The sequence below is a fragment of the Phytopseudomonas flavescens genome (assembly GCF_900100535.1).
Taxonomy (GTDB): Bacteria; Pseudomonadota; Gammaproteobacteria; order Pseudomonadales; family Pseudomonadaceae; genus Aquipseudomonas; species Aquipseudomonas flavescens.
Map to the genome: position 1 here is coordinate 34,886 of NZ_FNDG01000019.1, position 12,613 is coordinate 47,498.

The following is a 12,613-nucleotide window of genomic DNA, read 5'->3' on the forward strand; positions in this document are numbered from 1 at the left end:
CTGGGGGCTGTGGCGGCAGTCTACCAGAGGCGTCCCCGCGCCGGCCGTTCAGCCATCCTGTTCCACCAGGCGGTAGCCGACCCCGGCTTCAGTGGCGATCAGCCGCGGCGCGGCCGGGTCGTCGCCGAGTTTCTGCCGCAGGTGGGCGATGACGATGCGCAGGTAATGACTGTGCGCGACATGGCTCGGCCCCCAGATATCGCGAAGCAGCTGTTGCTGGGTGACGACCATGCCAGGGTGCCGGGCGAGCGTCTCCAGCACCGCGTACTCCTTGCGCGTCAGGCCGACGTCCTGGTCGTCCAGGGTGACCCGGCGAAAGGCGAAGTCGACCCGCAGCGGACCACTGACCAATGCTGCCGATGGCCTTTCGGCCGAGGGACGATTGCGCAGCAGGGCGCGCACACGGGCAAGAAACTCCTGCACGCCGAAGGGTTTGCTGACGTAGTCGTTGGCGCCCTGGTCGAGCGCCATGACCTTGTCCTTTTCCCCGGCGCGGACCGAAAGCACCAGCACTGGCACGCTCGACCACTCGCGCAGTCGAGCCAGCACCTGCTGGCCGTCCAGATCGGGCAGGCCGAGGTCGAGCACCACCAGGTCCGGTTGCTCCAGCGCCGCCAGGCGCAGGGCCGCTTCGCCGCTGTCGGCTTCGATGACCCGGTAGTTCTGCGCCTGCAGGCCGATGCGCAAGAACTTGCGGATCGCCGCCTCGTCGTCGACCAGCAGGATGCTCGCTTCACTCATGGGTGCTGGCCTCGGGGTCGGATGGTTCGTCGTCGGGTGCCTGCGACAGCGGCAGATGCAGGGTCAGCGTACTGCCGTGGCCGACGACCGAGGCAACGCTCGCCTTGCCGCCGTGAGCCGTGAGCATGCCCTGGCAGATCGCCAGGCCCAGGCCGGTACCGCCACCACCACGATCACCCCGGGCAGCGGTGTAGAACATGTCGAAGATGTGCGTTTGCTCGTCCTCGGGAATTCCCGGGCCCTGGTCGCTCACGGCGATGCTCAGCCAGTCGCCGTCGCTGCGCACGCGAATGGTGATAGCGCCGCCAGGCGGCGAGAAACGCGCGGCGTTTTCCAGCACGTTGATCAGCGCCTGCTCGATCAGCGCGCCCTGGATCCACAGCAGCGGCGTGTCGGCGGGTATGTCGTGGCTGACCTGCAGGGGCTGCAGCACCGGCTGCAAGCGTTGCAGGGCGGCGGCGACCAGGTCGTCGGCGCTCACCCAGTCGCGTTCCAGGCGCAGGGCACCATGGCCAAGGCGCGTCATGTCCAGCAGGTTCTGGATATAGCGATCCAGGCGCGCGGCCTCGGTGCCGGTGTCCTGCAGCAATTCGTCGCGAACCCCCGTATCCAGGCTGTCGGCGAACAGTTGCAGGGTTTCGATATTGCCGCGCATGGCGGTTAACGGCGTCCGCAAGTCGTGGGATACCGAGGCCAGCAGGGCATTGCGCAACCGCTCCGTCTCATGGTGCAGGCGTGAGCGGGCCAGTGCTTCGGCGATTTTCACCCGGGCCAGGGCGTTGCTCAGAAGCGGCAGCAGCGCGTTGATCAGGCGTCGCTGATCAAGGGGCGGCGCGTCGCCCTGCCCGGTACGCACGCCCAGCAGCGCCAGGGGCTGGTCGATCTCCAGCAGCGGCCACCACCACCAGTGCGGGCGCGCCAGGCTATGGCTGTCGTAACCGCGGGGCTGGCCGGTTCGCCAGGCGTGTTCGGCACTGATTCGCTCCAGTTCGCTGAGGTCGACCGGGCTGCCGTCCAGTGCCTGCCAGCGCCCCCGTTCGTCCAGGCTCAGCAGGCACAGTTGCCCGGGGGCACTGTCCAGTTGGCGGGCCATGGCCTGCAGCAGATCGCCGTGATCCCGGGCGTTGCTCAGGCGCTCGGCGAACAGCAGCAATTGTCGGGTCTGTTTCTGTGCCTGCTGCAGGTCCCGGTACTGCCCGCGCTGACGAGCGGCGAGGTTGCCGGTGAGCAGGGCCATCAGCATGAAGAACCCGAGGGTCAGAATGTCCTGCTCGCGGTGAATCATCACCGACCAGGTCGGCGGCAGGAAATAGAAACCGTAGGCCACGAACGACAGCACCGCGCACAGCAGTGCCGGTCCGGTGCTGCTGCGCACCGCCACCAGCAGCACGGCGGCGAGAAATATCAGGGAAATGTTCGGCAGGTCGAGCCAGCGCGAGGCGCCCAGGGCCAGCAACGCGCCGACCAGTGCAGCGCTGATCGCCAGCAGGTAGTCGGACAGCGGCGCGTCTGGCCTGGGTGCACGGGCATCGGTGGGCCTGCCGGGCAGGTTGAGGACGCCAATTTCGAAGCCGTCGCCCTTGCGCAGCAACGACCTGGCCAACGAGCGCCGCGCGGCGCCGCTGCACCACAGGCCCGCTGCCTGCCGGGCGTGGGCGAAGTCGATGAGCAGGGCGGCGCGATCATCGCCGGGCAGTTGTACGTAGTGCCCACCCAGTTGTTCACATAGGTGCTCCGGCGTGCGCAGCCGTTGATGGCGTGCGCTGTCGCCCACTGCCACGGCGATCCATGGCCGGCCACGCTGACGTGCCAGCTCGGCAACGTGGACGAGCAGGGCGTCCTCGTTCGCCTGGCCATTCAGGCAGGCCAGCAGCGGTCCCTGTGGATAACGCAACGTGGAAGGTGCAGCGGTAGGCATGGTTATTTCCAGGTCCTCGGCTATGGTGATCATGGCCCGCTGCAAGGTTGGCGTAAAGAACGGCGAGCGGGCGTAAAAATGCCGTAAAAATTCGTCAGGCGGCGCTGCCGGCCGACGCGTGGCGGCGTATATCTGAGGCCGTCTGCAGTCTCCAGAGAAAATCGAACGTGAGTACCACCACTACCCGCACGTCACCCATCGCGTTGCTGATCGGCGCGGTCGGTATCGTTTATGGCGATATCGGCACCAGTCCGTTGTACAGCCTGAAGGAAATCTTCTCGCCGCATTATGGGGTCGGTCTGTCCCAGGCCAGCGTGCTGGGCATCCTGTCGCTGATCTTCTGGTCACTGACCCTGGTGGTCACGGTCAAGTACGTGATGTTCATCCTGCGCGCCGACAACGGCGGCGAGGGCGGCATCATGGCGCTGACCGCCCTGGCTCAGCGCGCCGCGGCCAGCCACCCGCGGCTGCGCACGGTGCTGATCATGCTCGGCCTGTTCGGTGCCGCCTTGTTCTATGGCGACAGCATGCTCACGCCAGCGGTCTCGGTGCTGTCTGCCGTGGAGGGCGTCGGCCTGGTGGTCGACGGCATCGATCACTGGGTGGTGCCGGTGGCGCTGCTGATCCTGGTGCCGCTGTTCCTGCTGCAGCGGCATGGCACGGCGCGTATCGGCTACCTGTTCGGCCCGGTGATGGTGATCTGGTTCGTGGTGCTCGGTGCGCTGGGCGTACATGGCATCGTGCAGCGGCCGGAAGTGCTGCTGTCGCTCAATCCCTACTGGGCCTTGCAGTTCTTCATCGCCAACCCGCTGCTCGGGGTCACGGTCATGGGCGCGGTGGTGCTGACCATCACCGGCGCGGAGGCCCTGTATGCCGATCTCGGCCACTTCGGCCGTCGGCCCATCGTGCATGCCTGGCTGTTCCTCGCCTTCCCCGGTCTGATGCTCAACTACCTCGGGCAGGGCGCGGTGCTGCTCAGCGACCCCGAGGCGGTGCGCAACCCCTTCTACCTGCTGGCGCCGTCCTGGGCACTGATTCCGTTGATCGGGTTGTCGACCCTGGCCACCATCATCGCCTCCCAGGCGGTGATCACCGGCGCCTTCTCGGTAACCCGCCAGGCGATCCAGCTCGGCTACGTGCCGCGCATGCAGATCCTGCACACCTCCAGTGCCGAACAGGGGCAAATCTACATCCCGCTGATCAACGGCTGCCTGCTGATCGGTGTGGTGCTGCTGGTGCTCGGCTTCCAGTCGTCCAGCGGCCTGGCTGGCGCCTATGGCGTGGCGGTGACGGGCACCATGCTGTGCACCACGCTGCTGGTGTCGGCGGTGATCCTGCTGCTGTGGCGCTGGCCGAAAGTCCTCGCCGTACCGCTGCTGGCGCTGTTCCTGCTGGTCGACGGGCTGTTCTTCGCCGCCAACGTGCCGAAGATCCTGGGCGGCGGCGCGGTGCCGATGATCGTCGGCATCCTGCTGTTCGGCCTGATGACCACCTGGAAGCGCGGTCGCCAGCTGGTGCTCGAACGCCTCGACGAACACGCCCTGGTGTTGCGCGACTTCATCGCCAGCATCGCCCTGCAGCCGCCGCACCGGGTCGCCGGCACCGCAGTGTTCCTGACCAGCCGGGTCGACGTGGTGCCCCACGCGCTGCTGCACAACCTGTTGCACAACCAGGTGTTGCACGAGCGGGTGATGATGCTCACCGTGCTTTACGAGGACCGTCCGCGGGTACCCTTGGCGGAGCGCTTCGAGCTCGATGCCTACGAGCAGGGTTTCTACCGTGTGCGCCTGCGCTTCGGCTTCCTCGAGGCGCCGGACATTCCCCGAGCACTGGCGCAACTGAGCGAGCGAGGGCTGGATTGCCCGCCAATGCGCACTACCTATTTCCTCAGCCGGGAGACGGTGATTCCTTCCGAGCGCATCGGCATGGCGATGTGGCGTGAGCGACTGTTCGCCGTGCTGCAGAAGAACGCCGGCAGCTCCCTGAGCTTCTTCCGCCTGCCGGTGAACCGGGTGATCGAGCTGGGCACGCAGGTGGAGATCTAGACCGTGAAAAGGCGGAAGCAGACGTAGGGTGGATCGGGGCGCGTAGCTGACGCTCTTTTCATCCACCATCGCGATCGTAGAGCGGTGGACGGATCGGGCCGCGTAGGTGAAGCGTCGGCTACGCGCCCCGGTCCATCCTACACATGACCGCTATCGCCTTTTTGCAGCTGTAGGGTGGGCCGGGCGGCGATCCGCTTCAGCCCACCAGACTACGAACGGCGGCTTTCGCCCCTTTTAGCAGTCACCGAGTCAGGCATCGCCGCGACGCCATACGCTGGCCAACCAAGGCTGCTGGTCGCGTGGCAGGCCAGCCGGGCGGTAGTAATGCTCCAGCTCGTCGAAGCCGGCGGCCGTGAGCAGCTGGCGCCAGCTTTCCAGGTCATGCCAGGCGCCGTAGCGTTCGCCGCTCCAGCCTTCCCGGTTGTCGCCCCTCGGGTTGGAGCTGAACAGCACGCCGCCCGGTTTCAGGCAGGCATGCAGTTCCCTGAGCACCCGGGGCAGCTCCTGGCTCGGAATATGGAAGAGCACGGCGTTGGCGAAGATGCCGTCGAAGCGTGCGGGCGGCAGATCCAGGGCCAGGAAGTCCTGCTGCCAGACCTCGCAGCCGCTGTCGGCGCGAGCCATGGCGACGAACTGCGGGCAGCCGTCCAGCCCGACCGGGCGGTGGCCGAGGGCCGCGAAGCTGCGCAGGTCGCGGCCGGGGCCACAGCCGAAGTCGAGGATGCTCAGGGGCGCGGTCGTGTCGATGTGGCGCAGCAGTGCGTCGATGTTCTGGCTGACGTCATGGTCGCGGGTGCCTTCGCGAAACCCTGCGGCGCTGGCCTGGTAATGGGCCAGTGTGCGCGTGGTGATGTGTCGCAGCTGATCGGGGTCGAGTGGCATGAGACGCCTCCGCAGAACGTGGGTGCCCATTTAACCGCATTGTGCAGGTTTGGCGCGGGCGGGCCGTGACGAGGCGCGATAACATCGCACCCTGAACGGCATTCGAGGTGACAGGTGGATCTACAGCAGGGCTTCGTCCTGACCCGGCACTGGCGCGACACGCCGGCCGGCACCCTGGTGGAATTCTGGCTGTCCACCGAGGGTGGCCCGCGTCTCGTGCGCCTGCCGCCGCAGACCTCGGTGGCCTTCATTCCCGTCGCGCAGCGTGCGCGTGCCGAGGCCGTGCTGGGCACGGAAACGGACATCGAACTGCGTCCGCTGCAACTGCGCGATTTCCGGCAGCGGCCGGTGCTCGGCCTTTACTGCCGCCAGCAGCGCCCGTTGATCCAGCTCGAACAGACCCTGCGCCAGGCCGGTGTGGATGTCTACGAGGCCGATGTTCGCCCGCCCGAGCGCTACCTGATGGAACGTTTCATCACCGCCCCCGTGCTGTTCGGCGGTACGCCGACGGACGAAGGCGTGCTGGTCGATGTGCAGTTGAAGCCGGCACCGGACTATCGCCCGCAGCTCAAACTGGTTTCCCTGGATATCGAAACCACTGCGCGCGGCGAACTGTACTCCATCGCCCTGGAAGGCTGTGGCCAGCGCCAGGTGTACATGCTCGGGCCGCCGAACCGTGACGGCGAAGTCGATTTCGACCTCGCCTACTTGGACAGCCGCGCCGCCTTGCTGGAGGCGCTCAATGGCTGGCTGGAACGCTTCGATCCGGACGCCATCATCGGCTGGAACGTGGTGCAGTTCGACCTGCGCGTGCTGCACGAGCACGCCCAGCGCCTGCACGTACCGCTGCGCCTCGGCCGTGGCGGCGAAGTGCTGAACTGGCGTGAGCATGGTTCCAAGCAGCATTTCTTCGCCAGTGCGCCGGGCCGGCTGATCATCGATGGCATCGAGGCGCTGCGCTCGGCCACCTGGAGCTTTCCGTCCTTCAGCCTGGAAAGCGTCGCCCAGCAATTGCTTGGCGAGGGCAAGGCGATCGACAACCCTTACCAGCGCATGGACGAGATCAACCGCCTGTTCGCCGAGGACAAGCCGGCCCTGGCCCGCTACAACCTCAAGGACTGCGAGCTGGTGACGCGCATCTTCGCCAAGACCGAGCTGCTCACCTTCCTCCTCGAGCGGGCCACGGTCACCGGCCTGCCGGTGGACCGCAGCGGTGGTTCGGTGGCCGCTTTCAGCCACCTGTACATGCCGCTGATGCATCGCCAGGGCTTCGTGGCGCCCAACCAGGGCGAGCGTCCGCCCGAAGCCAGCCCGGGCGGCTTCGTCATGGATTCGCGGCCAGGGCTGTACGAGTCGGTGCTGGTGCTGGATTACAAGAGCCTCTATCCGTCGCTGATCCGCACCTTTCTGATCGACCCGGTGGGCTTGGTCGAGGGTCTGCGGCAGCCAGACGACGAGCACTCGATTCCCGGTTTCCGTGGCGCGCGTTTTTCGCGCACCCGGCATTGCCTGCCGGCGATCGTCGAACGCGTGTGGCAGGGGCGGGAGGCGGCGAAGCGGGCTGGCAACGCGCCGTTGTCCCAGGCGCTGAAAATCATCATGAACGCCTTCTACGGCGTGCTGGGCTCCAGTGGTTGTCGCTTCTTCGACACGCGCCTGGCCTCCTCCATCACCCTGCGCGGCCATGACGTGATGCGCCGCACCCGCGAGTTGATCGAGGCCGAGGGGCACGCGGTGATCTATGGCGATACCGACTCCACCTTCGTCTGGTTGCGCAGCGCCCATGCCGAGGAGGACGCCGAGCGCATCGGTCGCAGCCTGGTGCAGCGGGTCAATGCCTGGTGGAGCGAGCACCTGCAGGCCGAGTTCGGCTTGCAGAGTGCCCTGGAACTGCAATTCGAAACCCACTTCAGCCGCTTCCTGATGCCGACCATCCGCGGTATGGAGGAGGGCAGCAAGAAGCGCTATGCCGGGCTGATCCGCCGGGCCGATGGCCGCGAGGAAATGGTCTTCAAGGGGCTGGAAACCGTGCGCAGCGATTGGTCGCCGCTGGCCCGGCAATTCCAGCAGGAGCTGTACCTGCGCATCTTCAAGCGTCAGCCCTACCAGGATTACGTGCGCGACTACGTGCGCGGCACTCTGGCCGGCGAGTTCGATGAGCGGCTGGTGTACCGCAAGCGTCTGCGCCGCAGGCTCGATGACTATCAGCGCAACGTGCCACCCCACGTGCGCGCTGCGCGCCTGGCCGATGCCCACAACGATGAGCAGGGGCGCCCGCGGCAGTACCAGAGTGGCGGCTGGATCAGTTACGTGATGAGCGTGGCCGGACCCGAGCCTCTCGAGCTACGCCGTGCTCCCATCGACTACGGCCATTATCTGACCCGGCAGTTGCAGCCGGTGGCCGATGCCATCCTGCCCTTCGTGGATGACGACTTCAGTGCATTGATCGGTGGCCAACTGGAACTGTTCTGAGCGCCCCTCGATGGCCGCTCTTTCTGCAGGCTTTCTGCTTGCGCCACGTGACCCGTGCCAGAGCCGTGCGTCGAACAAAGCGCATCGCCGACGGAAACATCGTCACACCAGGTGCATATTCGAAAAAGTAATTTATTAGTAATTATTGATTCTTTTTTGTTTTATCTGCCTTGGCTTAGCCTTGCATCTGCCAATAACTAGCGCTTATCGAGCCTGGCCCTGCCAGCTCGCGATCCATGCCCCGGAGCATCACCCATGAGAAAATCCACCCTGGCCCTGGCCGTCACCCTCGCCACACTGGCGCAACAGGCCGGTGCCGCCGGTTTTATCGAAGACAGCACGGCCAAACTCGACCTGCGCAATTTCTACATCGACCGTAATACCAAGAACACCGCCAACAACAACGGAGAGGCGAGCGAGTGGGGCCAGGGCTTCATCTTCAATTACCAGTCCGGCTTCACCCAGGGCACCGTGGGCGTTGGCGTCGACGTGATCGGCCTGTACGGCCTGCGCCTGGATTCGGGCGGCAGCAACACCAAAGCCGGCCGTGATCGCACCCCGGGCCAGCTGTTCCCACTGGAAACCGACGGCAGCGCTGTTGACGATTACAGCAAGGCTGGCGCCACCGCCAAGTTCCGCCTCTCCAAAACCGAGCTGCGTGTTGGCACCTTGCAGCCCAAGCTGCCAGTCGTGACCTTCAACGACGGGCGCCTGCTGCCGCAACTGTTCGATGGCGGGCAGATCACCTCCAAGGAAATCGACGGCCTAACCCTGACCGCGGGCCAGCTGGAACACAGCAAGACCCGTTCTTCCACCGATGATGTCGGTCTGAAGATCGGCGGTGCCGGGGCAGCTGCCGATACCAACAAGTTCTACTTCGCCGGCGGTGACTACCAGATCAGCAAAGATCTCACCGCCCAGTACTACTACGGCAACCTCGAAGACTTCTACAAGCAGCACTTCCTCGGCCTGGTGCACAACCTGGCGCTGCCGGCCGGCAACCTGAAGACCGACCTGCGTTATTTCGACAGCAGTTCAGACGGCAAGAACGGCAGCGCCGCCGGCCGGGCCGATGGTTACGTCAGCAGCGGTTACTGGAATGCCGCCGATACCAAGAATGGTGAGGTCGACAATCGTGTCTGGAGCGCGCTGTTCACCTACAGCCTGAGCGGCCACTCGCTGAGCGCGGGCTACCAGCAAGTGTCGGGCAATAGCGATTTTCCATTTCTCAACCAGGGCGATGGCTCCTCCTCCTACCTGATCACCGACCGGCAGATCGGCAAGTTCGCCAGCGCTGGCGAGCGCACCTGGCTGGCCGAGTACGGCTACGACTTCGGCACCCTGGGCGTGCCGGGCCTGAAGGCGCTGGTCACCTACCTCAAGGGCGACAACATCGACGCGGCGGATGGCGATCACAAGGAATGGGAGCGTGATTTCCGCCTGGACTACACCGTCCAGCAGGGCTCCCTCAAGGGGCTGGGCTTCTCCTGGCGTAATGCTTCTCAGCGTGGCAATGACACGACCGATCTGGACGAGAACCGCTTGATCGTCAGCTACAGCCTGCCACTGCTGTAACCCTTTCTGGCGGGGCCAAGCATGGCTTGCCCCGTCCTTTTTATTCCTCGTGGTGGAATCATTGCCGGGCGTCAGCCCGGTTTTTTTTGCCTGCCGTCCCGGCGGCCACCCGGCAGGCCGTCGGCGCGGGCGATGCCATAAATGGCTCCTGGCCATTTTTCGTCTCTGCCAGCCAAGCGGCGGCCCTCGCCAGCGATATCGACGATCGCCTTCTCGAGTTTTTCCGGTGTTCAGCGGCGCCGAGCTCTGGCATGGTCGGTACCGACCCTCACTTCCAGGCTTGGCTCATGCCCTATCACCGTTATCCCGAACTCGCCTTTCTGAAGATCGACCACTTGAGTTTCGATGAGCAGAATGTGTTCTTTCACCTGCGCAATGGCCAGGCGTTCTCCCTGACCCAGGGTGGCTATCTACGACTCGACAGCCTGTCACCCGCGCAGCGCCAGGACTATCGCCTGGAAAACCTTGGCTTCACCGCCAGCTGGCGCCATCTGGGGGGCAGTTGCTGGGACTCCCCGGAGCTGGTCTGGGGCGATTTGCAGGACCAGGCATTGCGCCGCCTGGACGAAGCCGCTTGGGATCTCGAGGCGATCGATCTGCGCAATCGCCATCTGGTGGCGCTGTGGCGTCTGCAGGCCGACTACTACAATGGTGGCCTGCTGCAGGTTTTCGCCAACTGGGGCGTGCCGACCTTCGAGTACGCCCAGGCGGCGCTCGCCTTGCTCGGCCTGCAGCCGGCCCGCCAATTGTTGCAGGATTTCTACGGGGTATTCGCTCACCTGCAGGATGAGCCGACGCAAATCGAGCTGTGGGATATACCGCAATGGCTCAACGAGGCGCAGAACGCCCGGCTCGGCGAGATCGACGAGCAACTGGGCGAGGCGATCGAGGAACTGCAGTGGGCCGCACTCCGGCATTTCCTCTCGGCCTGATTGGCGGAACCCCGGGGGTGACTTCAGGTTCCCTTACTGCATATCCCCCGAAGGAAGCATCCGCCATGGCACTCAGTGAAAAACACAAAATGCTCATCGGTGAGCGCTATCTGGCCAGCGATCCCGAGCTGCAGGCCGAAAGCGCGGCAACCATCGCCTGGCTGGCGCGCTACAACGGCAACCTTGGCCTGTCGCCCGCCGAGCGTACCCAGGTACTGGCCGAACGCCTGGCGACGATTGGCAGGGGGGTGGTGGTGCGTTCGCCGTTCCACTGCGATTACGGCTTCAATCTCAGCCTGGGTGATGACGTATTCATCAACTTCAACTGCGTGATCCTCGACGTGGTGGCCGTGAGCATCGGTGACAAGACCCAGATCGGCCCCGGTGTGCAGATCCTCGCCGCCGATCACCCGCGCGACCCCGCCGAGCGAGAATCCGGCCTGGAATTCGGCCGGCCGGTGAACATCGGTCGCAACGTCTGGATCGGTGCCGGGGCGCTGATCCTGCCGGGGGTAACGGTCGGTGACGACGCGTTGATCGGCGCTGGCAGCGTGGTCACCCGCGATGTACCGGCCGGAGCGAAAGTGGCGGGCAACCCGGCGCGGGTGCTTGGCTGATCGCTGCACAGGCCCGCGCTTGACGAGGCGGCGCAAGGTCTCGCGCCGTGAATGTTTTTTGGTTATAAATAAATCGTTATTTATTCTTTTTAATATGCTGTGTTCCTCAGCATAGTGAGCGCCACGCAACGACTCACTGAAGGAGCACACAGCATGAGCATCCGCCTTGGCGACATCGCCCCTGACTTCGAACAGGACTCCAGCGAAGGCCGTATCCGCTTCCACGAGTGGCTGGGCAGCCAGTGGGGCATCCTGTTTTCCCACCCGGCCGACTTCACGCCGGTGTGCACCACCGAGCTGGGCTTCACCGCCAAGCTGAAAGACGAGTTCGCCAAGCGCAACCTCAAGGCCATCGCCCTGTCCGTGGACCCGGTGGACTCCCACGTGAAGTGGATCGACGACATCAACGAAACACAGAACACGGCGGTCAACTTCCCGATTCTGGCCGATGCCGACCGCAAGGTGTCCGAGCTCTACGACCTCATCCACCCGAATGCCAACGACACCCTCACCGTGCGTTCGCTGTTCGTCATCGACCCGAACAAGAAGGTTCGCCTGACCATCACCTATCCGGCGAGCACGGGGCGCAATTTCAACGAGATCCTCCGTGTGGTCGATTCGTTGCAACTCACCGACAGCCACAAGGTGGCCACTCCGGCCAACTGGCAGGACGGTGACGACGTGGTGATCGTGCCTTCGCTCAAAGACGAAGACGAGATCAGGCAGCGCTTCCCCAAGGGCTACCGCGCCGTCAAGCCGTACCTGCGCCTCACCCCGCAACCTAACAAGTAAGGACGTCCCATGTTGGTGGTTTTGCTGGGCGGCAGTCCGAGCCAGAGGTCGCGTTCCAACGTGCTGCTCGACAGGGCGCGGCAGTGGCTGCAGTCCCATGGCGTCGAGGTGGTGACCTATCAGGTTCGCGACTTCGAGGCCGAGGACCTGCTCTTCGCCCGTTTCGACAGTCCGCGCATCCAGGGCCTGCAGGCCCACGTGGCTGCAGCCGACGGTGTGATCGTGGCGACGCCGGTGTACAAGGCGTCGTTTTCCGGGGCCTTGAAAACCCTGCTTGACGTGCTGCCCGAGCGCGCCCTGCACCACAAGGTGGTGCTGCCAATCGCCACGGGCGGCAGCAGCGCCCACATGCTGGCCGTGGATTACGCGCTGAAGCCAGTGCTGTCGGCGCTCAAAGCCCAGGAAGTGCTGCACGGCGTTTTCGCCGATGACAGCCAGATCGCCTACACCGACAGCGGTGCCGATCTGCTGCCGGTACTTGAGCAGCGTTTGGATGACGCCTTGCAGCATCTGATTCAGGCGCTCAACCGCCGGCCGCAACCGATCGAGCCGGGGCTGTTGAATGATCGCCTGATCAGTGGGCGCTGGAGCGCCTGAAGAAGGATTCACCCACGTTCCCATGGGCGACCGTCGCCCATC

Annotated in this window: 10 protein-coding genes; 7 read left to right on the forward strand and 3 right to left on the reverse strand. The window is 64.9% G+C overall.

Going from position 1 to position 12,613, the window contains the following annotated elements; genetic code table 11:
• Window positions 1-48 precede the first annotated feature (48 nt).
• Both BLR94_RS20800 and BLR94_RS20805 read right to left on the reverse strand, forming a co-directional pair.
• A complete protein-coding gene (locus BLR94_RS20800) occupies window positions 49-741 on the reverse strand; it encodes a response regulator (protein WP_084308424.1) in 693 nt (230 codons plus the stop codon).
• On the reverse strand, window positions 734-2,692 hold the full coding sequence (locus BLR94_RS20805; protein WP_244158241.1) for an ATP-binding protein: 1,959 nt from the start codon (window positions 2,690-2,692) through the stop codon (window positions 734-736). Before BLR94_RS20805 ends, BLR94_RS20800 begins: the two co-directional genes overlap by 8 nt.
• 134 nt (window positions 2,693-2,826) lie before the next feature.
• On the opposite strand from BLR94_RS20805, the gene BLR94_RS20810 reads away from it, so the two are divergent.
• Window positions 2,827-4,704 (forward strand): potassium transporter Kup, encoded by a 1,878-nt coding sequence (locus tag BLR94_RS20810; protein ID WP_167359790.1) that lies wholly within the window; start codon window positions 2,827-2,829, stop codon window positions 4,702-4,704.
• Window positions 4,705-4,953: 249 nt separating this feature from the next.
• Here the strand turns inward: BLR94_RS20810 and BLR94_RS20815 are convergent, their stop codons facing one another.
• Complete coding sequence (locus tag BLR94_RS20815) at window positions 4,954-5,586, reverse strand: class I SAM-dependent methyltransferase (RefSeq protein WP_084308422.1); 633 nt, start codon at window positions 5,584-5,586, stop codon at window positions 4,954-4,956.
• A 114-nt stretch (window positions 5,587-5,700) separates the two neighbouring features.
• Between BLR94_RS20815 and BLR94_RS20820 the strand changes: the two genes are divergently transcribed.
• The 6 genes from BLR94_RS20820 to ssuE all read left to right on the forward strand — a co-directional run bounded on the left by BLR94_RS20820 (window position 5,701) and on the right by ssuE (window position 12,571).
• On the forward strand, window positions 5,701-8,058 hold the full coding sequence (locus BLR94_RS20820) for a DNA polymerase II (protein ID WP_084308421.1): 2,358 nt from the start codon (window positions 5,701-5,703) through the stop codon (window positions 8,056-8,058).
• Window positions 8,059-8,313: 255 nt separating this feature from the next.
• Complete coding sequence (locus BLR94_RS20825) at window positions 8,314-9,633, forward strand: OprD family porin (RefSeq protein ID WP_084308420.1); 1,320 nt, start codon at window positions 8,314-8,316, stop codon at window positions 9,631-9,633.
• A gap of 287 nt (window positions 9,634-9,920) precedes the next feature.
• Window positions 9,921-10,565, forward strand: coding sequence for a DMP19 family protein (locus tag BLR94_RS20830; protein ID WP_167359791.1), 645 nt, complete (start codon window positions 9,921-9,923; stop codon window positions 10,563-10,565).
• 65 nt (window positions 10,566-10,630) lie between these two features.
• Window positions 10,631-11,182 (forward strand): sugar O-acetyltransferase, encoded by a 552-nt coding sequence (locus tag BLR94_RS20835; RefSeq protein WP_084308418.1) that lies wholly within the window; start codon window positions 10,631-10,633, stop codon window positions 11,180-11,182.
• Window positions 11,183-11,335: 153 nt separating this feature from the next.
• Window positions 11,336-11,974, forward strand: coding sequence for a peroxiredoxin (locus BLR94_RS20840; RefSeq protein ID WP_084308417.1), 639 nt, complete (start codon window positions 11,336-11,338; stop codon window positions 11,972-11,974).
• Window positions 11,975-11,983: 9 nt separating this feature from the next.
• Window positions 11,984-12,571 (forward strand): NADPH-dependent FMN reductase, encoded by a 588-nt coding sequence (ssuE, locus tag BLR94_RS20845; RefSeq protein ID WP_084308416.1) that lies wholly within the window; start codon window positions 11,984-11,986, stop codon window positions 12,569-12,571.
• Window positions 12,572-12,613: the final 42 nt, after the last annotated feature.